The 23,357-nt window shown below is 39.0% G+C and carries 16 protein-coding genes and 2 other annotated features; of the genes, 2 read left to right on the forward strand and 14 right to left on the reverse strand.

Going from position 1 to position 23,357, the window contains the following annotated elements:
- Positions 1-20 precede the first annotated feature (20 nt).
- A complete protein-coding gene (locus tag JVX94_RS10585) occupies positions 21-6,164 on the reverse strand; it encodes a SpaA isopeptide-forming pilin-related protein (protein ID WP_205183002.1) in 6,144 nt (2,047 codons plus the stop codon).
- 720 nt (positions 6,165-6,884) lie between these two features.
- Here JVX94_RS10585 and JVX94_RS10590 point away from each other — a divergent pair.
- Positions 6,885-8,393: an AcpB/EbpR/MafR family transcriptional regulator gene (locus JVX94_RS10590; protein WP_205183004.1), complete on the forward strand. Its 1,509-nt coding sequence runs from the start codon at positions 6,885-6,887 to the stop codon at positions 8,391-8,393.
- A gap of 53 nt (positions 8,394-8,446) precedes the next feature.
- On the opposite strand, the gene JVX94_RS10595 is transcribed toward JVX94_RS10590, so the two are convergent.
- From JVX94_RS10595 to JVX94_RS10635, 9 genes are all read right to left on the reverse strand, one after another.
- A complete protein-coding gene (locus JVX94_RS10595; protein WP_024425245.1) occupies positions 8,447-8,728 on the reverse strand; it encodes a hypothetical protein in 282 nt (93 codons plus the stop codon).
- A gap of 342 nt (positions 8,729-9,070) precedes the next feature.
- The gene (locus JVX94_RS10600) at positions 9,071-10,354 is read right to left on the reverse strand and encodes a hypothetical protein (RefSeq protein WP_205183006.1); all 1,284 of its coding nucleotides are present in this window, start codon (positions 10,352-10,354) and stop codon (positions 9,071-9,073) included.
- Positions 10,355-10,380: 26 nt separating this feature from the next.
- Positions 10,381-10,947, reverse strand: a complete 567-nt coding sequence (locus JVX94_RS10605; protein WP_197198067.1) for a hypothetical protein — start codon at positions 10,945-10,947, stop codon at positions 10,381-10,383.
- A gap of 158 nt (positions 10,948-11,105) precedes the next feature.
- A complete protein-coding gene (gene thrS, locus JVX94_RS10610; protein WP_205183008.1) occupies positions 11,106-13,034 on the reverse strand; it encodes a threonine--tRNA ligase in 1,929 nt (642 codons plus the stop codon).
- 52 nt (positions 13,035-13,086) lie between these two features.
- Positions 13,087-13,310: a binding site (T-box leader), on the reverse strand.
- Positions 13,311-13,347: 37 nt separating this feature from the next.
- Positions 13,348-13,571 (reverse strand) — a binding site (T-box leader).
- Between the two features lie 74 nt (positions 13,572-13,645).
- Positions 13,646-14,827, reverse strand: a complete 1,182-nt coding sequence (locus JVX94_RS10615) for a DUF1835 domain-containing protein (protein ID WP_205183010.1) — start codon at positions 14,825-14,827, stop codon at positions 13,646-13,648.
- A 229-nt stretch (positions 14,828-15,056) separates the two neighbouring features.
- Positions 15,057-16,244 carry an MFS transporter gene (locus JVX94_RS10620; protein ID WP_205183012.1) on the reverse strand — a complete coding sequence of 396 codons (1,188 nt, stop codon included), beginning with the start codon at positions 16,242-16,244 and terminating at the stop codon, positions 15,057-15,059.
- A 48-nt stretch (positions 16,245-16,292) separates the two neighbouring features.
- Positions 16,293-17,108, reverse strand: coding sequence for a MerR family transcriptional regulator (locus tag JVX94_RS10625; protein WP_205183014.1), 816 nt, complete (start codon positions 17,106-17,108; stop codon positions 16,293-16,295).
- Between the two features lie 105 nt (positions 17,109-17,213).
- Complete coding sequence (locus JVX94_RS10630; protein ID WP_205183017.1) at positions 17,214-17,561, reverse strand: carboxymuconolactone decarboxylase family protein; 348 nt, start codon at positions 17,559-17,561, stop codon at positions 17,214-17,216.
- A gap of 26 nt (positions 17,562-17,587) precedes the next feature.
- On the reverse strand, positions 17,588-17,977 hold the full coding sequence (locus tag JVX94_RS10635) for a tautomerase family protein (RefSeq protein WP_095407989.1): 390 nt from the start codon (positions 17,975-17,977) through the stop codon (positions 17,588-17,590).
- A gap of 111 nt (positions 17,978-18,088) precedes the next feature.
- Here JVX94_RS10635 and JVX94_RS10640 point away from each other — a divergent pair, with 111 nt between their 5' ends.
- A complete protein-coding gene (locus JVX94_RS10640) occupies positions 18,089-18,973 on the forward strand; it encodes a LysR family transcriptional regulator (protein WP_205183019.1) in 885 nt (294 codons plus the stop codon).
- Between the two features lie 29 nt (positions 18,974-19,002).
- On the opposite strand, the gene JVX94_RS10645 is transcribed toward JVX94_RS10640, so the two are convergent.
- The 4 genes from JVX94_RS10645 to JVX94_RS10660 all read right to left on the reverse strand — a co-directional run bounded on the left by JVX94_RS10645 (position 19,003) and on the right by JVX94_RS10660 (position 23,090).
- Positions 19,003-19,416: a DUF6508 domain-containing protein gene (locus tag JVX94_RS10645; RefSeq protein ID WP_205183021.1), complete on the reverse strand. Its 414-nt coding sequence runs from the start codon at positions 19,414-19,416 to the stop codon at positions 19,003-19,005.
- Between the two features lie 168 nt (positions 19,417-19,584).
- Positions 19,585-20,346: a methyltransferase domain-containing protein gene (locus JVX94_RS10650; RefSeq protein ID WP_425389257.1), complete on the reverse strand. Its 762-nt coding sequence runs from the start codon at positions 20,344-20,346 to the stop codon at positions 19,585-19,587.
- A 386-nt stretch (positions 20,347-20,732) separates the two neighbouring features.
- Positions 20,733-22,118 (reverse strand): 23S rRNA (uracil(1939)-C(5))-methyltransferase RlmD, encoded by a 1,386-nt coding sequence (rlmD, locus tag JVX94_RS10655; RefSeq protein WP_205183025.1) that lies wholly within the window; start codon positions 22,116-22,118, stop codon positions 20,733-20,735.
- A gap of 102 nt (positions 22,119-22,220) precedes the next feature.
- On the reverse strand, positions 22,221-23,090 hold the full coding sequence (locus tag JVX94_RS10660) for a DNA-3-methyladenine glycosylase family protein (RefSeq protein WP_205183027.1): 870 nt from the start codon (positions 23,088-23,090) through the stop codon (positions 22,221-22,223).
- Positions 23,091-23,357: the final 267 nt, after the last annotated feature.

The raw sequence follows: 23,357 nt of genomic DNA on the forward strand, positions 1-23,357 counted from the left end.
TATACACTCGTTCCTTCCTTTTACTGAATGGTTCTTCTTCTGACAACAAGAAGAACAGTTCCAGAAGCTGCTAGTAACATCCCTGCATACATCAAGTAACGCAGCCATTCTTCTCCAGTCTTTGGCAGCTCACCGTTTGAGTCATGAGGCGGATGTTGATCCCCTTTATCTGAAGCTGGAGGATTCGTGTGGTCCTCTTCATTCTTCACTGGTGCATTTTTTACAATCATTGTCTTGATGTCCTCTTCGCCCATTTGAATTGTAAAAGCGAGAGGTTTCTTTAACGCTACATAACCATCTGGAGCTTTCGTCTCTGTGAGTAGATACTCTCCAGGTTTAAGCCCTTTGACAATGGCTTCTCCGTCTTTTCCTGTTGTCACAGATTTTATGGTTTTCCCGGCTTTTGTACGAATGTCAAAGGCTGCCCCTTTTAAGGTTCTATCTGTCTGCTGGTCTACCTTTATGATACGCAGACTTCCTAAGATCAAATGATTCTTCGCTGTTAATTGAAGCGGCTTCTGCTGATTTTTCTCAATCGTAAACAGGATCGGCTGATGATCCAATTGATAGCCATGAGGTGCTTTCGTTTCAACGAATTGATATTCTCCCGGTTTTAGATCGTTGATGAGAAGCTTTCCTTTTTGATTCGTTACAAGTGATTTCTTCAACGTTTTCCCTTCTTTACTTAGAAGAGCAAACTCTGCATTTTCCAGCGTATGTCCTTCATCATCCACTTTGGTCAGTTCCACTGCTCCCGGCGTCAGCTTATTAATCATTTCTACTTTGGCTGGTTTGTCTTGACCCAATCGAATCGTAAAGGTGACAGGTGTCTGATCCAGTTCATAGCCGGCAATGCTTGCTGTTTCGACAAATTGATAGGTTCCTGGCTTCAGTTGATCGACTGTTAGTTGACCGTTTTTATCTGTCTTTAAGTCTTTCTTTATACGTTGATCGTGCTCATCAAACAGATCGAAGGTCACTCCTTTGAGCAACTGACCATCTTCGCCTTTTTTCTGAAGCTGTACAGCACTTGTCGTCCGAATATTTTCTTTTGTCACTTTCACCAGTTGTTTTGGATTGAAATCAATCTTAAAGTCTACTGGTTCTGCATCAAGTTTATGTCCAAAAGGAGCCTTCGTTTCAACCAATTGGTAAGCGCCTGGTTTCAAATCGTTGACAGTGATAATGCCTTTCTCGTTGGTTGTTAAACCTGACATCAATTCTTTTCCATCTTCATTGAAAAGGGTAAATTCTGCGCCTTTCAATCTTTCCTTTTCTTCCCCTATTTTTGTGAGTTCTACAGAACCTTTCTTGAGCTGATTGATTACCTCCACTTGAATCAACTCTTTTTGACCTAATTCAACTTCAAAGACAAGTGGTTTCGTACTCAATTCATAGCCTTCAAGACTCTTTCTTTCAACAAATTGATAGGTTCCAGGTTTTAAACCTGTGAAGGTGATCTTTCCATCCTGATTGGTTGTAATCCCTTCTCCTCCTGCCACTATCTTTCCTTTGGCATCAGATAGGTCAAAGACAACTCCTTCTAATGATTTCCCATCTTCGCCTTTTTTGTGTAACAGCACTCCGCCTGTAGTGCGGCTGTTTTCTTTTGTCACACTGACCAGCTTCTCAGGGTTAAATGGAATAGCAAAAGTGACAGGTGTTTCGTCAAGCTCATGACCGAATGGAGCCTTCGTTTCAACAAACTGATACGTTCCAGGTTTCAGATCGTTGACGATGATCTTCCCGTTCTGATCAGTGACGAGACCTGTTTTTATCTCTTTTCCATTTGCATCTACAAGCTTAAATTCTGCTCCTTCAAGCACATCATCCTTTTCACCGAGCTTCGTGAGTTGGACAGATCCAGTTTTGAGATCATTGATCACTTTGATCTCTGCTGGTGTTTTTTGTGCGATTTCAATGGTAAAAGGATAAGGTTTATTTTTCTTTTGGTAACCATCAATACTCTCTGTCTCCACGAGCTGATATTTGCCCGGTTTGAGGTTGTCGACCAAAATCTTCCCATCTTCATCTGTTGTCAAATCTTTACGCACAACTTCGTCATTTTGATTCAGGATTTCAAATCGAACCCCTTGAAGTTTCTTGCCATCTTCCCCTTCTTTCATCACTTCTAATGCATTTGTTTCATATAGATTCTTTTTCGAAATGATGACCGGTTCCTTTGGATCAAGTGGTACTTCAAATTGGATTGGCGTTTCATCTAACACATAACCATCTGGTGCTTTTGTTTCAACGAGCTGATACGTACCCGGTCTTAGTTCATTTATCGTGATCTTGCCATTTTCTCCTGTGACAAGCGAGTTTTGCAGCTCTTGCCCATCTTTATCTAAGAGCTTGAATTGTGCACCTTCTAGTCTCTCTCCGCCTTCACCTATTTTGCTCAATTCAGCAGAGCCTTTGATGATGTCATTTACTGCAGTGACAGTCGTTGTTTCTGTTTGATTCTCTTTAATGGTGAACGGCCATTTTTGCTGATTTAATTGATAGCCTTTCGGTGCGTTTGTCTCCACAAAATAATAGGAACCTGGCTCAAGATGTTTGAAAAGAATTTCTCCTTTTTCGTCCGTTTTCAAGTGAGTTTGAACGGTCTCTCCAGATTCATTTTTCAGTTCAAATTCTGCATTCTCTAATGCCGCACCTGTCTCTTTGTCTTTTTTCGTGAACTTGACATGCTGGCGGATTTCTTGGTTCTGCACCGTCATGCTATTTCCTGTTTTCGCTTGATCTCCTGATTCGTAAGGCTGATCAATCGTGACATGGATCGGTTCCTTCGTTTTAATATAACCATCAGGTGCTTTCTCTTCTGTCACGATATAGTCACCATACAGAAGACGATCAAATCGAAGAGCTCCTTCTTCATCTGTTGCCTTTGTTCCAATGACGATACCGCTCGCAGCATCTGTCAGAGAAAAGCTTGCTCCTTTTAGCGCTTTTCCAGTACTCGCATCTACCTTTTTAACGGTTAAAGCACCAATCGATCCCGTGCCATCTCCCATACCAGCGGTGCGTTTTACAATAACGGAGGCTTCAGATTCCTTTTTGATTTCTTTTACATTTTCACCTCTAAACGTTACTTCGTTTTGAAGTGTACTTCCCACCTTATCTAAAATGAGAGATTGGTATTCTAAAATATATGGTCTTGTGATTTCTTCTTTAAATTTGATTTGAAAAGAATCTGGATCGAATTCAAGGTCTAGCTCATAATCTTTCCCTTTTTCAAGCTCATCCTTTTTGGTCACTTGCCCCTTTTCATCTATTGTCGTCGAATAGAGATGAAATGAGTTTTCTATTATGGCTTGGTTACTGCTCGGATGGTCTATAATCGTCGCATCTTGGACTGTTGATTGACCAAAATTGATATTCAGTTTCCAATCAATGACTTTTCCTTGCTGATTTCCTGATTTACTCGTGTATTTCCCCCCATTTGGAATGGACACCACTGCATTCACATCAGATTCTTTTGTCTGTCCATCATAAAGGGTCGCTTTATTTTCGTAGGTTTTCTGTACTAAATCCATTCCTTCAACACTTGTTTGATACGTGATTTTGTATGGGGAATCAATGGCTTTTTTGAAAGTCACTTCGAAGCCTGTTTCTCCCTTTTCATTTTCAAGGAATTTGATGTCATAATGTTCTTTCGCTAATACCTCTTTTTCTTCCGCACCATTTTCCCCGCCTTGTAAATCAAGCGAGTAGACGGTGATTGAATCTTTAAGCAAACGCTGATTTCCTTGAATGAAATCCTCGATTTTCGCCTCTTCTAAATGTTTCAAGTTATAGTTCACACCGATATTCCATGTGATCTCTTTTTTCTTTGCATCATAAGTTCCGTTCTTAAAACCATTTGACTGCGTATATGTGTCAGGCGTGAAGACAGATTGATTTTCCTTCGTCAAATCCTTGCCATCTTCATTTACCCATTCAAGCTTTACATGATTACGCAGATTTTTTTGGTCTTTATCTGCTCTTTTTTCATAATCAAAAGACGTTGTATATGTGACGGTATGTTCTGTCTTTATTTCTTTCGTAAATTGAATATCAAATCCATTTGCATGTTCAACGATTTGATAATCTGTGCCTTCTTCAAGCACTGTATTACCTGTCGTCACTTTTAAACTATCTTTTTGCAGCGTCAATCCTTCGTTTGTAAACGTATCTTTTAATATCACATTGTTCATGGTTTGTTGATCTTTGTTGAAGATGATACGCCATGGAATGGTCTTGTTCTTGTAATTCGGTGTTCCATGATTTTTCGTTAGGATTTGCTGGTCAATTCTTTGCTTCCCTTGTTTGCTCTCTTTGCCAGCTGTTACCGTATTGATAATCTCTTCAGCTTCAAAAATCCGCTCGGTTGCTTTTGTTTGATAGGTGATGAGATAAGCTGATTGAATATCTTGATTGAATTGCAAGGTAAACCCGTTTTGTTCATCCTTTTTTTGAGGTTGAACCAAATAATTTTCAAACGCTTTTGTTCCTGATTCTTTGCCATTTTGATCGATTGTGACTTCTTTAACTTGAATGGAATCAGATATCAGCGCCTGTGTGCCATTAAAGAAGTCTTCTAATAAAGCATCCTTTTCGGCAATCTTTTTTTCGTTATAGTTATAACGAATTTCCCAAGTGATCGTTTGTGTGACTGGATCGTAGTGGGCGGCTTTTTTATTTAATGGACTGCCTCTTGTCACATTCACTGTTCCTTCTGCTGAACTAATCACTTTATCAGCAGAGACAAGGGACGCTTTATTACGAAACGCAGACTGATCTTGATTCGTAATGTCCGTTTCATACATTAAACGGTAAGCTAGATGCACATCATCTTTAAATTCAATCGTGAAATCTTGACCATCTGCTGTTTGGCCAATTGTGTAGTGGTTTTCGTCAAGCTGCTGACCAATCGATGTTTCACCATTTAGCTTTGTATCAATACGATAAAGCTTAATTGAATCTTTTTTCAACGCTTGACCTTCTTGAATCGGATCTAATAGCTTCGCTTGTTTGATATCTTCTAAGTCCATATTAAAATCTACTGTCCATTGAATGGTTTCAGCATTGTAAGATCGATTTGGTTCTCCCTTTTTAGAGACATTTGGACCATTTGGAATGTATTGAATCGGAATTGATACCGTATCCTTGCCTTCAATCGGGGTAATGACCACTTCTTTTTCTTCAGTAATGACAGTTTTTTTATCTAATTGCGTCCACACTTGAAGTGTTCCATGAATATTTGAATATTGTTTAATAAAATCAGTGAATTCGATGGAGGCATTTCCGCTTTCATCTACAGAAAAATAACCAATGGTTGCCTGATTAAATTTCATCTCGAGACGATCGATTTTTTCGTAAATCACTAATTCCTCTGGAACCTTGAAATGGAATTCATCCCCGCCATTATAGCTATGACCATTTGGAATCGCCCACTCATAGTTAATGGAAATAAGCGAGTTGATATCAGGTTTCTCAACTGAATTTCCTTCCTGATCTTCAAATATTAATTTCGCATCAGTGAGGAGATTTTCTTGTATCTGCATTTGTTTTGAAACACTTTGCAGGCCTGCACGCTTAGACACGCTCACTTTGTTCTTTAGTAATTCTTCTTCATCATTTTGTTTCGTTTGAGCGGCTTCTTGATTGTTAGAAGCTTTATCTTTCTCAGATGAGGTTGAGTCATCTTTTGGGAGACTTTCTTCACCCTCATTTTGCTTTGTTTTCTCTTCTTGCTCAGCTATACTGGTGACATCGATGTCAATTGATCCTTCTAAATTTGGATCGATCTCAACATCTTCTTTAAATTTCACCGTCACTTCATTTTGTTTTGAAACAGTATACTCGCCAACAGGTATGTCACCCACAGTAATGGGTTCCTTCTGCTCCTTCTCTACCTGGATGGCTGAAGGAAGAGAAAGTACATACGGGTATTGCTTTTTTAGATCAATTCCTTTTATAGACCAATGCACAGTGGCCTTTCTTACTTGCTGATCTTCCATGCTTGATAACTTATTGCCTTCGCTATCAGCGAACTCAATATCCCCATAAATGTTTTCTTGAATGTCTTTTGCTTGTGCCCCTGCTAAAGGCAAGACTCCTAATATACTAGACTGTATGACTAGCACGGTGATGAGTGCCAGCGACAATATTCTTTTCAATACATCCACCCTTTTCTTAAATTAATTTTCAACACGATAAAAAAATCATTTATTTACTGTCCGATCAATCACTCCGCTTCTGATCAAATATTTTTTTAAAAAATTGCACCTTAAGACCCTATGAATAAAATGAGTTGATCAATCATGAGCTTGAAAGGTCTTCATGAGTAGTGGATTGAGTAACTGGATTGGGGTCTATAGAAATGGGGAATAGTGAGAGGATCGTGAAAAGATTAAATGTGAATTTTTATATTTATACTGGAATTAATAATAAACGATGTGTACATGCATATATAAGCATGTATTCACATATGGTTCGTTCATATGAAACAAGCTTGTATCATATCGTATGTAAGGTGAGTCAGTTCAGCATTATATAAATCGCATTCCTTTCTACTCCCTTTCATATGGTAATCAAAAAGCTGCTGCTTTTTATTCTTACATTTACCGTTTCAACAGCAAAAAAATAAACTTAAATATCTAAAATGATCCATTTTTATAGGATTCATGGCTTACTTATCACCTTTTAAAAGAAATATATGGAGAATCAGGGAATAACATTTGTTTTCGTCTAATTTTTTTCTCTTTTATCATGAAAAGTGAAGACAAAACGATTTAGCCTAAACATTAAAATCATTTTATGCCTATTTAGAAAATCAAATGTTCTTTAAGTGAACTTCATCATATAGAGGCAAGCCAAGGGAAGGAGTTAGTTGTTTAATGGAGCTCATTGATAATAAATCAAAGAGATGGATAAAAATTTTAAAACTGCTTGTATCAAAAAATAAGTGGTGGAGCCTTCAAGAGATATCGAATGAAAATATCGGCTCGGTTCGTGCGATTCAAAGCGATTTAGAACAAATGAAATCGTTCCAAACAGAGAATGGAGAGCCGTTAATCCACATAAAGCCAAGACAAGGCATATCCATTTGTTATACGGAGACGATTCGAGTGGACTACTATATCAAGGAAATTCTAAAAAATACGATTGAAATTCGATTGATTGATGGCATTTTTCTTGAAGAAAACAGGTCTTTCTATGAATGGATGGAAACGCTTAATATCAGTAGATCCACATTGTATAACACCATTCATAAAATCAATTCGCTTCTTATCTCGTATGACATTGAGTTACGACCAGATAGTATGCAGTTCCATGGAAATGAGAAGGAGATTCGTCAATTTCTTGTGGAATTTTTGTTTGAAGTGTATGGAAGCAGGCTTTGGCCATTCGATGATATTCAAAAGCAAGATGCAGTTGATTTTTTACAAAAGCTATTTCAGGTGCTCGAAGTCAATCTACCTGATGTGGCTATAGATAAATTTTGCCTATGGCTCGCCGTTTCCATACATCGAGTGAGGAAAAATTTTACAATACGACGCAATTATAGGTACTCAATGGATAAGGAAAAACAAACAGCTACAGCTAAAGGTATCTATAAACAAATCAAAAACTTGGAAGAACACGTTTGCCAAATGACAAAGGACACTTTTGGTGTTACGTTGGATCGTCACGAATTTGTCTTTTTACTATTGATTGAACCAGCTATTGGCCATTATAAATCAATTGAAACTGTCGAAGAAAAATTGACGTTCTTTCAATCGCATACACCACACCTCTTCGAAGCCATTCATTCCTTTATCAATCAATTGGAGTTGATTTTTCATCAAGAGGTGGCTAATCGCAAGGTGATGACACTGATTCTTCTCCAATATTATGTGTATTCTAGGGAAATTACCGTAAGAGATGGATTCCTTTTCAAAAAGAAATCGAGGTATTTATCAGAGGTAAAAAAACAGCTTCCGTACTTCTATTCGAGGATTACTCATATCATCCAAGAGTTAAAAACAGACGATATACTTGCTTCTTTTGTGAAAAATGAACGAGAATTGATTCGTATCATTACTTCTAACTGGAGGGGGCTTGTTCATTTGGAAATGGATCGGAGAAACGTGTTGAACATTTTTGTCATTTCAACATTAGGTTATAATCATAGTTTGTTTATTGCGGATTTAATTAAATTAAGATTGCCTCCTCTCATTCATATTTTCACAAGTCCAGAAAATACATTAAATGAACTGACAATGGATCGACTTGGGATTGATATGATTGTGACCGATACTGAACTTCCTAATCAATTAGGACGGTCTACGCTGCTGATCAGCTCTTTTCCAACAAAGAAAGAAGTGGACAACTTGCACTCAAGATTGGTTGATATGACAAACTAATATTCATAAGAAAAGCTGCTGAGGAGCTCTCAAGCAGCTTTTTTGCTTCTGTATTAATGAAGTGCTATTTGTTCATTCATCAAATCAATGGCGTAAAGCGATTGCTCATATTCATCTAATAGAAGATAGACTTTGAGCGGTGCAGCGGTTTGATCTGTCTGCTGCGTGAATAGGACACAAGTGAATTTTTCGATTCCTTCTGGCAGCTTGCTTTTCAGAAAAGGATGAAGAATAGGAGAGATTCGAAGGGTATCAACATCTTTTAGCCAAAGCTCATCTTGTAACGCAGGATAATGGTCAACCAAAAACTGACGAAACACTTCCAATGTACTCAAGGTAGATATCCTCACTTTCTTCTATTTATGGCTTTAAGCTTACCTAAAAACAAACATGTTCAACTCATCCTATGATCTCAGTCCGCCTATTTTCGCATACTACTAGAGACACAATGTCATTTTTATTCTAAAAGGATTGTAGATCAACTTTACTGCAATGGGTTTTCAATATGTATGACGTTTACTATATGAAATACGAATTCCAACCGATGGACCTATGATCATATTCTTATCTGTTTCTTTCGTGATGAAATGACAACTTCCTTCTACAAAATTCCATTTTTATTCAAAAAAGAGGAAGATGAGATAAAAAAGAACAGCTGCTCACTGTTCTTTTAGAAGTTATGAAAGGTCTTTCAAAGAGAAAACTTCGCCGCTTACTGCATCAACGCCATCATGACAATCGAGCTTGCCGCATAAAACATATTGTTTTTGCACATCGTCATAGACGTAGATGGGTGTAAGTTCGAGGCGTTCTCTCAATGTTTCATAGGCTTCTTTCTGAGGTATGGTGATTTTACTAGTTGTTTGAGATGGATTGAGTATCCCGCATACTTGAAACATCTCTTTTTTATCTATGTAATTAACGGCTTCAAAAGTGCTGGCATCAATAAAGACTTTGATCTTATCCATAAAATCACAGCCTTCTTGCTCATTCGTTTTTAATATCGCTTCGATGTAGCCATGGTCGCGGTGGAGTGTTTTTAGCACCCACTTCCCTGTATCCTTTGAATATTTTTGCGCCAAAAAGGTTCGAACCGCTTTGATACACGCAGCTTGCTCTTCTTTTGAGATCGGGAATGTATCTGGCGAAGGCTCCAGTGAGAAGGCTTGTTCAGCAGTAATGTCCTCGTTTATATCGATTTCCTTTTTTTCAAAGGCTTTGTTTAACGGTTCATTCCACTTCATGACCTGATGCATATGTATACTATTCGTTTCTTCACGCCCAATTTCAAATGGTATCGTTCCTGTTCCATCGTTCTTGACATAAATTTCTTCTAACGCATATATAGGGCGGATTCGATTCTGCTCGAAGAATGGCCAATCAAACCGCTGCACTTGCTGCTGGGCTAAATCCTCGATCCTATCAATGGAAAGCACATATTCTTCAGTTTTTAGTAGTTTTTTTGCCATAAATGGCCCTCGATGTATATAGTGAATGAGCTGCCCATGTTCATCCCATTTCACTTCGATTCTGCCTGAAGGCGTCACCTTCATACCATCTATTGCTTCTTCGAAAAAAAGTTCCCCTTTCTCCTTTTGATGCATGTGAAAGTGCTCGCCATAGACCAACCCTGTTTCTTGTTCGATCCATTGAATGACATGAGCTGGATAAGGCCTCTTAAATGTGACACCATTCTTCGCGAAGGTTTTGTCCATGACAAAAATGACCGTTTCAACCTGGCCTGTATTCAAGTTCACGTCAATCACAGCTGTGCCGTCCGGGTTTAGATCATCGTCCTCGGGTTCAGTTTCATGAGAGGGAAACCATTCCATATTCAATGTATAAACCGTTTCATTGAACATATTGACGTAGCGATGAAAACTGTGTCTTTTTAAATAGTAAAGATCTAAGCCAAATTTCGCCTTTGTCTGATCGATCAGTTGTTGAATGTTTGCATTCATTTGTTTCACCTCAAAATGGTTTTGTTTTATGGAAGAAGAAAGGTGACAATAAAGCCGACTATGATGATCGCTGATAATAATCCTAAAACCAATGACATCATGTTTGATTCCTTTGTGAAGCCTTTTAATTCACCTTCAGTCGATCGGTCGATTTTTCTAAAGCGATAAAGCATGCTTAAATTAATAAGGGCTAGAGTTACAAATAATAAGAAAAGTAAAAGTATAGGTTGTATGTTTAAGAATGGATTCGTTACATCTTGGAAACTAAATGACTGGAGAAACATCAGACCACTCAATACCACTCTCGAAATATTTTCTGACCTTTTTTCTTTCTCCCACTCTTTCCCCAATTTTTCTTTTTCATAAATGGCTATCTGCTCAAAAATAGGAATAAAAGACTTTGTTGATCCTTTTTTAATAAAACCATAAATACTTAGAAAGAGCATGATAATTCCTAAACAAAGAAAGAAATGTGTAAATCGAATGTCAAACATTTGAAACAAGATAAAAAAAGCGACGATCATGATGCAGACTATTAAATTAGAGACAGCTATTTGTTTTGTCCTCATCTTTTTCAGTGCAGCTTGTTCCATGTAATACTCCTCTCCGTTTCGAAGATTTCTGTTGAACGCTCTATCTCTATTACGGTTTTAACGAAAAAATGTTTCAATATTTTCCCTTTCCATTGCAGAAATGGAAAGGGAAAGACACCCATCATTCAATGGACGTCTCATACTTCGTAATGAAATCCTTACATCATTTCTTGAGCTGCCGATCTGTCTTTTATTTGCTGAGCTGCCATGTGTTTAAAGTTCTCAATAGACAGCTCCTTTGACGTCTTTTCTCCGTGCTGTCTAATATTTAGTGATTTTTCTTGCCTTTCTTTATCACCGATGACCGCGATATAAGGGATTTTTTGCATTTGTGCTTCTCTCATTTTATAGCCGAGCTTTTCATCCCGCTCATCAATTGTGACCCTAATTTCGATACTTCTTAATTGCTGCTGCACCTCTAAGCAGTAATCAAGGTGAACAGTTGAGACAGGGATGATTTGTACTTGTACTGGTGCTAGCCATAATGGGAAAGCGCCCGCAAAATGCTCGATGAGAATACCTAGGAAACGATCTAGAGAACCAAAAATGGCACTGTGAATCACAACTGGCCGTATCTTTTCATTTTTTTCGTTGATATATGTTAAATCAAATTTCTCTGGCATTTGGAAATCCAGCTGAATTGTGGCGCACTGATGGCTCCGCTGCAAGGCATCTTTAATATGAAAATCGATCTTTGGACCATAAAATGCGCCATCTCCTTCATTTAGCTGGTAGTCGACCTTTAGACGATCAAGCACATTTTTTAGCGCTGTTTCGGATATATCCCAAATAGCGTCATCCCCTAAGGCTTTTTCTGGACGAGTGGATAGCTCGACTGAATACTCAAATCCAAATGTCCGATACACATGATCAACTAATTGAAAAATCCGTTTGATTTCAGATTCGATTTGATCTTCTCTTAAAAAAATATGGGCATCATCTTGGCAAAATGTTCTGACCCTGAACAATCCGTTTAACGCTCCGCTAAATTCATGACGATGCACCTGACCAAACTCAGCCATTCTAATCGGAAGGTCTCTGTATGAATATAAGTTGTTTTTGAACATAAGCATGTGCCCTGGACAGTTCATCGGTTTTAAAGCAAAGCTTGTATGGTCTACTTCTGAGAAATACATATTTTCATGATAATGATCCCAGTGCCCTGACTTTTCCCAAAGCTCTTGGTTCATCATAAACGGTGTACTCACTTCTTCGTATTGCGCTTTGCCTCGCACTTCTCTTGAAAAGGCCATTAATTCATTTCTGACAATCTGACCTTTTGGTAAATAAAACGGCATACCTGGCGCTTCTTCTGAAAACATAAAGAGAGATAACTGTTTCCCTAATTTCCGGTGATCACGTTTATTCGCTTCTTCCATGAAATGAAGATACTCAGCGAGATGATTTGGATGTTGAAACGCCACACCATACACTCGCTGCAATACATCCTGATTGCTGTCTCCCCGCCAATAAGCCCCTGCAACACGTGTTAGTTTAAATGACTTTACGTACCCTGTAGAAGGTACATGCGGCCCGCGGCATAAATCTACAAATTCTCCTTGCTGATAAACCGTGATGGCTTCTTGAGAGGGTAAACCTTTTAAAATATCCAGCTTATATGGATCATGTGCAAACAGCGCTTCAGCTTCTTTGTAAGGGACCTCTTTTCTTTGGATAGGATGATTCTCATTTATGATGTTTTTCATCTCTTTTTCAATTTCTGCTAAATCCTCTACGCTTAATGATTGATTGAGCTTCATATCATAGTAAAATCCATTTTCAATGACCGGTCCGATCCCCAGTGTGACATTGTCATATAACCTTTTCACAGCCTGGGCTAATACGTGTGCAGCTGTATGGCGCATCACTTCAAGCCCTTCTTTTGAATCTAGTGTGACAATAGACAGCCGAGCATCGCTGTTTAGCTTTTCACTTAAATCAACCATTTGATCATTGATCTTACCCGCCACTGCTTTTTTTCTTAAGCTCGGACTAATATGGGAGGCAACATCTGCGACAGTCGTACATGCGGGAAACTCCTTTATCTTTCCATCGGGAAATTGAATCTTCACCATGTTTTCTCTCATAACCGACACACCTTTCCTATTTTTTGAAATAAAAAAACACACCCATCCCGCGTAAAGGGACGAATGTGTAATCCGTGGTTCCACCCAAATTCCCATAACGCGTATTCGCTTTATGGCTCTGGTGCCGTAACGTGGCATTGACGGTATTGGATACTGTGATTTCCCCAATACAGCTCAAAGGTGGTAAGACAGCATTTCTGCGTTAGGAAGATTTCAGCGTGACTTCCCTCTCTGGTAACCGATAAAAGCTGCTCATGTCCTTTTCAAAGCAATAATCCTATATGAGTGTACAAAAAAACACACCCATCCCTCATAAAGGGACGAATGTGATATCCGTGGTTCCACCCAAATTCCCATAACGCGTATTCGCTTTATGGCTCTGGTGCCGTAACGTGGCGTAGACGATATTGGATACTGTGATTTCCCCAATACAGCTCAAAGGTGGTAAGACAACTTTTCTGTGTTAGGAAGATTTCAGCGTGACTTCCCTCTCTGGTAACCAGTAAAAATTGCTCATGTCCTTTTCTTTGCTTTTAATTTCTCCATATCTTACATGATGATGATGGATTGTGTAAAGGATTATTTTGTGCAGTGATAAGAAAATTCATTCTTTAAATGTAATATTGCGCGTATTCACTTGGGCTGTATTCAATTTGAAACGCAGGAGATAAGGCTCGTTTCACTTCTTCAGTGATACGCTCTCCTTCTTGATTGAACTTCCTTTCCATGTCTACACCATTTGGCAGCAAATCATCGGTTTCTTCGTCAAACCAGCGGCCATACTGTATGTTCCAATTCCATATCTTTGAGAAAAGAGGATCACTCATTGGTACATCATCTCTTTCTAAATGACATTCGCAATACCCACACTGAAAAGGTTCACCGTAATCTCCTTCAATTTTCACAAAGGGATGATCCTTATACTCTCGACAGCACACCCATTTCTTTAAGTGCTGACCAAACTCTGTCAATTTAATTGAGTAATAACGCATGGAAGTTAGTTTACCTTTCATATTAAAAATCTCTTGATCAATTAATTTCTTGATTCGATATTCAATAAAATCATCGCCGATATACTGATCTAAATGACCAATGACTTCTCCTATTAAACGTGGAGTTACAATGTACTCGTCTTCTGGCGCGGACTGATGAAGCCGCTTAGCCATTTTCACTAAATAAGCATCAAATTCATCTTCTGGTACGCTGATCGCTTGTCCTTTTTTCCATATCCGCAGCGTATGATTTTTTTTAGCAAATGAAAGCCATTCGTTTTGTAATCTTTCTCTTTCTTCTGTTGACACTGTGTGAATGTGCTGTTTACTTCTGTACAAAACCTTCAATTTTTCTGATGTGATTTCCCCGGAATGTCGAATATCCATTCGTCTTGTATTTGTATTGAACAGCTGGTCAAATGCTGTCGTTGTATTGATTACAGACAATTCTATGCTTTTCTCTTTTAATAAATAGACGGCATATCGTAAGCCAATTTGCTCATGTGCATTACTGCCTGCCCAGATGAGAATACGACTGCCTGCTTTTATCTCTTTTATTTGTTGAAGCATTTTGTGCTGATCGTTGACCATGTCATCAAAATGGCCAAATTCGTTTGACATCACGTTACGCAGCCACTCTATACGGTTCGCTTGTCCTTTATGTTCGTGTAATTGTAGAAGTGGCCCAATTGAATAAATATCATTAAAAGCGATGATATCATCTATTTGATTTTGCTTCATTTCACGTATTGCTTGTTTTAAACTACCGGCAGCTGCCGCCCCAAATATGATATGTATCATCATCCGTCTCCCTTTATCTTACAGTTTATTTCATCTTCACCTATTCATGGTTGTTGCGTCAATTCTATTGAGTCAATTTCATTCAAAAGTATGACAATAAGATGATCAGGTATTTACAGAAGTAATAAAGCAGAACTAAAGAGATAAGAATTTTTATAAAAAAACCCTACGAAACTGGGCCAAGGAACTACCCGAAATAAGTAGTTCCCACAATAAAAAACTGAATATGTTACCTTCCTTGCCCCATCACCTTCAAACTCTTCTGCTGAGAGATTCGGTCAAACGCGACCATCAAGATGGTCATGAGTAAAGCAAGAAGAACCGTTCCAGCGCTGATCCAGCTCAGGTGCAGTATAGATGTCCTGCTCAATACAAGCCCTCCTAACCCCGAGCCTAAAGCAAATCCGAATTGAATAAACGAAGTATTGACACTTAATGCGATATCAGGAGATTTGGGTACAAGTGTGACGAGATACAGCTGCTGAGCTGGCGATGTGCTCCATGTAGCAATCATCCATATCATGATAACCGCCACCATGACCACGAGATTTCCTGTCACAAATGCTAGCAGCATCAGCATGATGATTTGTAGAATAATTCCGGAGAAAATCGTGAATGTTGGGCCTTTTTTATCTGCTGCAACCCCTCCAAGACTGGAGCCCAAAAAGCTGCATATTCCCGCTAGTAATAAAATGCCACTGATTTCTGTGATGCTAAGGTTTGCTGATTCTTGCAGGAAGGGCGTTAAATAGGTAAATAAAGTGGAATATCCGCCTACATAAAAGAGTGTAACTGCCACTGCAAGCAAAATTCTCTTATCTTTTAATATCGATAATTGCATACCTAGCGTCACCGGTTCTTGTTCTTTCATAGAAGGTATGCGCCTATACACAACTATCAGCGGAATGAGCGTGATCACTCCAATGGCTGCAAATAATGCTTTCCATCCAATCATGCTGCTTAGAAATGTCCCGATTGGCACACCTAAAACTAAGGAACTGCTTAATCCCATTAAAATGATGCCAATCGCTGTTCCTCTTTTTTCTCGTTCGACAAGACGAGTGGCCACTGCCATTGCCACCACAATGGCCGTCCCCCCACTAATTCCTTGTAAAACCCTAGTCATCAGCACCATTTCAAACGAATGGCTGAAACTTGTGATGATATTACTTAAAGTAAAAATGATCAGCATCCATGACAATATTTTTCTGCGGTCGATATTGATGGTCAGTGCAATGACAATCGGCGCGCCGATTGCTGCTGAGAGCGCTAATGATGTGACCAATAAACCAGCAGCTGACGTCGTGACCTGTAAATCATCTGCGACCATTTGAATAATTCCTGTAATGATATATTCGATTGTTCCGATTAAAAAGGCTGCTAAAGCAAGTAAATAGACAACGGCTTTATTTTTCATCGTGGCTTTTCTCCTTTGGACAATGTTTACGTTTTAGACTTTGAAAAATTATTCTTGAATGGGAATTTGAATTTCAATGAGTCTGCCATCTTCATTTTCAGCCAACGGGTAATAAATCTCTCGGCCCGGCTGATCTTCTTTCACGTGGTATCCGTTATTTTCGATCCATGTCGCCAGATCAACACAAGCAGTTTGTGCAAATGGAGAATCTGAATGAAATAAGAGCGTCGCCATGGTTTCTTCAGCTGGTAACGTACGCATCGTGATACCCTGAGGCAGAGAGCCCCTTAGCGCTTTCGCGGAATACCCAACCTCAAATTCGAACTCACTTTCTTGAGCAAGTGATTCCCTCCACAGCACGATTTGCGGCTCAGAGTTCAATTCTTGCGGATGTTTATGTAACAAATGATGAAACGTTTGAAAGAATGTTGGAATTTCGTCAACAGTTCCATGGGATTGAAAAGACATGATGCGTTTGCTTTCAACCGATTTGATGATGACCTCCTGCTCTTTTTCAACACACCCCTCTCGTTTGATGAGGTGCATCCGCTCCTTAATACGCGCTAATTTCTGTTGTTCTCTCTCGATCAATTGCTGAATCTCACTCTCTTTCAAGAGAAACATGCCCTGAATCTGGTCGACAGAAATATCTTCACGAAGAAGCTGCCCCATTTGCTTTAACGTAAAACCTAATTCCTTGTACAGAAAAATTCGATTAACCTCAAGCAGCTGTTCAGCTGAGTAATACCGGTATCCGGAATCTTGATCGATCTGCTTAGGCTTTAATAAATCAATCTGGTCATAATACCTTAAGGTTTTGACAGGGACTTTACTTAACATAGAAAAATCACCGATTTTGAACATCCTGCATCTCCTCCGTTTTGTTGATCTGATCAAAGTATAAACCTTTCAGTAAAGGGGAAAGTCAACAGAAGAATTTAGAATACAATTTATTGCATATAAAAAGCCCTATTTCAAATAGGGCTCGTTGTTTGTTTTATCCTCAAGAATTTGTTTAGCCGACTCTAGTGCTGAAGCTGCTTTAGGCCATCCGATATAAAAACTAAGATGAGTGATGACTTCAATCAATTCGTTCTTCGTGACACCATTTTCTTTGGCAAGATGTAAATGGTATTCCAGCTGATTCAGGCTGCCCGTACTTACTAAGGCTGAGACTGTAATCATACTGCGATCTCTAAGAGAAAGTTCCTCTCTTCTCCACAAATCTCCAAAGAGAACTTTTTCTGAGTACTCAACAAATGCTGGGGCAAAATCTCCGAGAGTGAATTTTACAGTTGGCTTGATTGGTTGATGCATAGCTATTTCCCCTTTCATTCGTTCTGTTACTTGATCATCTGCGCAAGTCCTTCTCCAAAGGACCAATTCTCCAAGCCTGTCTCGATCAGCATAATGAATACATTTTCTTTCGGGATATGAAGCTGGCAATACAACTGGTCAGCTATTTCCTTATATAAAGACTGCTTCTGCTCCTCGGTTCTTCCTGCACCACATGTAATTTGGATATATAAAAGACGATGATCTCTTTCATGACGAAGAAGATAATGGGGATCATAAAAAAATTCTTCTTTCTTATGTGAACTGAATACCTGAAAGTAGTCTTTTTTAGGAACTTGAAATTCTTTCATCAGAGCCTTCATGATCGTTTGGCTAACAGAAGCTAAGCTTTCTGTATCGTACGCATTTTCCATATAGCTGACTTTTACAAATGGCATGAATGTCATCTCCTTTTTTCTGTCTACATTCATTTTACATCCCAATACTCGTTTTATATAATTGAATAATATATAAAAATGTATTCATATATAGAATGGAGAATATTAGAAATGGACCTAAAAGAGTTAAAAGCATTTCAAGCCGTGATTCAGGAAGGGACCTTCTCAAAAGCCGCTCAAAAATTGAATTATGCACAGTCGACCATAACGAATCAGATCAAACGATTAGAAAAGGAGTTAGGATTTCAATTGTTTGTAAGAGGATGGGAGGCTGAATTAACCCCTTCAGGACAATTGTTTGCCAAAGAGATTGATCAGTTGATACTCCATTGGCATTTTGTATTAGAGCAATCACAAAAACTCCAAAAAGAAGAAATCGGAACCTTGAATATAGGCGTCATAGAACCAATTGCTGTCTCTATTCTTCCTTCCGTCCTTCAATCATTCAGAAAGCAAAAACCGAATATCACATGCCACTTTATCATTGGTAATACAGATTTCCTTCACAAGCAGCTCCTCAAGGGGGAGATCGATTTTGCTATTGCAGGGGAACCTGTGATGAACACACTTCCGTTTGAGGAGTTGTACAAGGAGGAAATGTCTTTTATTATTGCAAAACAGCAGGCAGATCAAGTTGGAACGATCTCATTGATCAAGGAACTTTATGAACAGCCTCTGATCATAGGCGGGGAAAGTTGTTTATATCACATGAAGTTACAAAAGGAACTTTCAAGAATAAATGTGGAGCCCTTCACTTATACCGTCAGCCAAATTTCAGCCATTCCATCATTTCTAAAGGGATTTCCCTCTGTCGGCGTCGTCCTTTCCTCTACCCCATTGTCAGACGAGTTTGTGAAAGTTCCAATTGAAATGGAGGACCCTTTTATCCCGATAGGAATCTTAACTCATAAGGACCCCCATCTCTCTCTGGAAAACACGAAGCAGCTGCTGCTTAATCTATTTCGTCAAGAAGCGGAGCAATTCACATGCTCGTAATCTCGTATCAAAAACAAAAAACCTAGATTTCATACATCTAGGTTTTTTAATCTTTCAAGCCATTTCAAGATCGCTCTACTTTTAAAGAAATTGAATATGGCTCCCTCACTAAATCGCTCAGCTCTCACAACCCCCATGATGAGAGCAAGTACACACTGCGCATTTAAATTTGAGAGGTCCACATTCTCGATATCATTCAATCCACCTTCAATGCCATTTTCTTTGAGGATCTCTCTGTAGCGGAGAAGCTCCATTTCTTGATGTTGTTCTGCAAAGGAATAGACATCTTCGATAAAGTGACGGACTGTTTCGGAATAATGCACAAAAGGCATCTGGATTGGGCGTTCAGCTGTTCCATCATTCTCTTGATCGATCACCCATTCTCCTATACGATCCTCCTGAAGCATCGGTATGTATTTTGTTAGAATCTCAAATTGGCTCATTGTTATCCTCCTCTATTTTTTTAGAATGCTTTCAAGCCCGACAATAATAAAAGGAAACATATGATCAACTGAATCGTACGTTTTATTATTTTTCATCTTTTGTTTCGTGGTGGCATCTATTCAAAATTAGGCTGGAGCCTTCAAATATATCAAAGGCTCCATTTCCAACTAAACTGCTTTAGCTAAAATAATAAATCTGTGTTGTTTTGCGTCAAAATAACCCTTTTGTTCAATGATTTTATGAATGGTGTATAATTCATCCTTGAAATTACTTATTTCAAAACCTGGCACTTGCCAAGAAATTGCTTTCAGATAATACACCAATGCTCCGATATCATAAAATCTTTGAATAGGGAACTCTTCTGCACTTTTCAACACCTCAAAATGATTCTCCTGTATTTCGTTTAAAGCTTTCTTTAAGTTCCAATCAATAAATTCTTTATTTATTGGTACCCTTAGATTCTCATTAATCTCTATGCAATCGAGTCCACCGACTTGTTGAGTTAGAAAAATACCTTCTTTAGAGATAATTCTTCTCACTTCTTTAGATGAAAATGACTCATGTTGATTGATGATAAGATCAAATTTTCCAGTCTCAAACGGAAGATTTCCATCATTAGAAATTTGAACTACCTTCACTCCTAAGGGTGTTAATCGTTCTTTTGCGATAGGTACATTAGGCAAGTAACCTTCTGTAGCATAAACTGACGTTGGAAAAGGTCTTAATTTTGATAAAAACTCTCCACCACCTGTTCCCATGTCCAGCATTGATTTTGCATTTTGAACAAGAGAAGTAGCTATACTACCATATGACCATGAAAGCAGCTCACTTTTCATTCTTCCAGTTTCAGATATGAATGAGAAATCCCACCCAACAAAAGGTTCATCTGCTTGTTTTATAAATGAAGAAAACTGTTTGTCATTCATCATAATCCCTCCAATTATCATTTTGAGTTTAATGATTAAATATTTGGCGGGCCTCTTACGAATGTATAAAGTTGTTATATTTCATGTTCTTTCAGTCTCATATTGAATCACTCCCATTAAAAATACTTAAAATTATATTTAAAGAGCACCTTGCCGAAGACCTTGATTTTATATTCATCCAGCTGATAATTGAGTGAGACATGAGTTGTTTTGAGAATCGAGAGTACATGATGGGTGTCTCATTATAGAGGACTAAGTACAATAAGAATCCGAATAGGAAAAATAGATTGTTAGTTAAAGTAAAACCCCTCCTGTTGGAAGGGTTTTTATCATTTAGATACTGCCTTTTCTATTGCTGGTTTCGGTCCATCATAGCTGTCATTTCCTTTTTATTTAAGAGATAAAGACACCACACACTCAACATGCGCCGTATGCGGAAACATATCAACTGGCTGCATGTATTCGATCTTGTAGTCTTTTGACATGTATTCAAGGTCTTTTGCTAGTGTGGATGGGTTGCAAGAGACGTAGACAAAGCGTTTTGGTTTGACTTGTTTGACGGTGTCTAAGAAGGTGCGCTCGCAGCCGGTTCTTGGCGGGTCGACGACGATGACGTCAGGACGGAAGCCTTCTTTGACCCATTTTGGCAGCCAATGTTCAGCTGTTCCTGTCACATAGGTCGCGTTTTTCATGCCGTGTTTTTTGGCATTTTTCTTGGCATCATCAATTGATTCTTTGATGACATCCATTCCTCGTACTTCTTTGGCGCCATCTGAAAGCCACATCCCAATGGTCCCAACGCCGCAATACGCATCGACAACCTTTTCTTTGCCAGTCAGTTTGGCCGCTTTTTTCGCTTCATCGTAAAGCTTTAGCGTCTGCTTTGGATTCAATTGGAAGAAAGCACGAGCACTCAATTCAAAGGAGACGTCTCCTAAAAATTCTTGAATGACCATATTGCCGGCTAGGTGAGATGTTTTATGGCCGAAGATGACTGATGTTTTTTCTCCATTGATATTGTGCATAATGGACGTCACTTCAGGCAGACGTTTTTGAATGGCTTCTGCGATTTCTTTTTTCTTTGGAAATTCAGGTTTTGATGTGACAAGAACGACTTGTACTTCACCTGTTTCAAAGCCGACACGCACGACAATTGAGCGTACGTCGCCTTTTCTTGTCCGTTCATTGTAGACCGATACGCCGAATTTCTCTAAAATTTTGCGGACAACGCCTGTTGTTTTGTTCGCTTTTGGATGCTGCACGATACATTCCTTGATCGGAACAAGCTTATGAGAATTCAGTCCGTAAAGTCCTGCAATAATGTCTCCGCTATGAGAACGACCTACTTGGAACTGACTTTTGTTTCGGTAATGCCACGGATCTTCCATACCGATCGTTGGCCTGATATCAAGCTTTTCAACCGCTAGCTTTGTATGGCGCTCCATTGATTGAATGACAATATCACGTTTTTCATTTAGCTGCTGCTCATACGCTAAATGCTGAAGCTGACAGCCTCCGCACTCTTCGTATACTGGGCAAGGCGGTTTGACTCGATGCTCGGAGCGCTTTCGCACTTTCCTCACTGTACCTTCTGCATATTTTGCTTGGACATTCGTTGCTTCAACCACCACTTCCTCACCTGGAAGTGCGCCTGGGACAAAGACCACTTGCTTTTTAAAATAACCGACCCCTTCACCATTAATGCCAAGGCGTTTAATGGTAAGCGGGAACTGCTGTCCCTTTTGCAAAAGGGCACCTTGCTGTTTTTCTTTCACTTTATTCTCTCCGTTCTATTTGAAACCTTGATAGGTTGTCTTCATTTTATTCCATCTCATTAGTATATCACGTCTTAGACAAAGAGAGAAAATTCCTTTCCGTTATTTATCTGTCTCAATGCTTCTCCATAAATATAAAGAAGCGTAGCTTAAATATGGTGTCCATTCCTTGCTTAGCGCTGCCATCTCTTCTTTTGTCGGTTTTTCAGGCAGGTCGAAGTGCCGTTTGATTGCGTTTTGAATGCCGATATCTGCCATTGGAAAAAGATTTGGTCTTCCAAGCCCATTCATGAGCACATTTTGAACCGTCCATGGCCCAATCCCTCTAATCGGAAGCAATCGCTCTTCCACCTCCAAATCAGATAAATCGTGTAATTCCTCTAAACAAAGTGAGCCGCTCACAATTCGTTTCGATACATCGATGACATATTCTGCTTTTCGCTGACTAAATTGAAGCTTTCTCAAATCATCTGTTTCAAGAGAGGCAATCATTTCTGGTAAAGGATCAAACCATACACCTTCTATTTGCTCGCCGTACGTATGGACAAATCGTTTCGTGAGCTCGTAAGCAAACGAAAGATTAAGCTGCTGATGAATGATACATTTCATTAAACAATGATATAAATGAAAATCCAGCATGAGCGGCGTTCCGATATGCTGCTCAAAAATGGGCGCTAGATTGGTTTGAGAAAAATGGTCTTGAATCATGTGTAATTGATGCTCCATGCCAAATATCCGTTTCACCTCAGAAAGAAGGGGTTCCTCGGGACCGTTTGCTCGCACCCGAAACATAGGCGCATCTTTTGTTCCAGTAGCTTGAACGATGACCACGTACGGTTTTTGCTCTAATCTGATCGGCACTTTGATTTCTCTTTGACTTAAATCGACTGCTTTTAATGGATCACTTGATAAGCGTCTAAGCACTTGATCGAAATGATACGGCGGCTCTACTGCAAGCTGTTTTTCCCACATACATGTCCTCTTCCTTTCTGCAAATATACGCAGATGTGATTGTTTCATTTTGCATGAATGATTCTCTAGATTGAATACTTTTAAACATAAAGAGTACAAGAATTTATCAGTTATATCTTCCTTATTTGTGGTCATTCTCCTTTTGGATAGACGAAAGATTTTAGTCGAATTCAGCTAAAATTCGACAGCATCCTTCAACATTCTAGGCTCATTTTCCTTAAATTAGAAATAGAACCTCTGGGTGATATCTTCCATTCCGAAAATATT

This window comes from Bacillus sp. PDNC022 (genome assembly GCF_016919285.1).
GTDB lineage: Bacteria > Bacillota > Bacilli > Bacillales > Bacillaceae > Bacillus > Bacillus safensis.

Bases quoted from the DNA above. Each gene is read 5' to 3' on its own strand.
- JVX94_RS10600 (WP_205183006.1), bottom strand. From the start codon at position 10,354: ATGAATGCAAACATTCAACAACTGATCGATCAGACAAAGGCGAAATTT.
- JVX94_RS10605 (WP_197198067.1), bottom strand. From the start codon at position 10,947: ATGGAACAAGCTGCACTGAAAAAGATGAGGACAAAACAAATAGCTGTC.
- JVX94_RS10630 (WP_205183017.1), bottom strand. From the start codon at position 17,561: ATGCATCAACCAATCAAGCCAACTGTAAAATTCACTCTCGGAGATTTT.
- JVX94_RS10625 (WP_205183014.1), bottom strand. From the start codon at position 17,108: ATGTTCAAAATCGGTGATTTTTCTATGTTAAGTAAAGTCCCTGTCAAA.
- JVX94_RS10660 (WP_205183027.1), bottom strand. From the start codon at position 23,090: ATGTGGGAAAAACAGCTTGCAGTAGAGCCGCCGTATCATTTCGATCAA.
- JVX94_RS10635 (WP_095407989.1), bottom strand. From the start codon at position 17,977: ATGCCATTTGTAAAAGTCAGCTATATGGAAAATGCGTACGATACAGAA.
- JVX94_RS10645 (WP_205183021.1), bottom strand. From the start codon at position 19,416: ATGAGCCAATTTGAGATTCTAACAAAATACATACCGATGCTTCAGGAG.
- JVX94_RS10620 (WP_205183012.1), bottom strand. From the start codon at position 16,244: ATGAAAAATAAAGCCGTTGTCTATTTACTTGCTTTAGCAGCCTTTTTA.
- JVX94_RS10590 (WP_205183004.1), top strand. From the start codon at position 6,885: ATGGAGCTCATTGATAATAAATCAAAGAGATGGATAAAAATTTTAAAA.
- JVX94_RS10650 (WP_425389257.1), bottom strand. From the start codon at position 20,346: ATGATGAATGACAAACAGTTTTCTTCATTTATAAAACAAGCAGATGAA.
- thrS (WP_205183008.1), bottom strand. From the start codon at position 13,034: ATGAGAGAAAACATGGTGAAGATTCAATTTCCCGATGGAAAGATAAAG.
- JVX94_RS10615 (WP_205183010.1), bottom strand. From the start codon at position 14,827: ATGATACATATCATATTTGGGGCGGCAGCTGCCGGTAGTTTAAAACAA.
- JVX94_RS10640 (WP_205183019.1), top strand. From the start codon at position 18,089: ATGGACCTAAAAGAGTTAAAAGCATTTCAAGCCGTGATTCAGGAAGGG.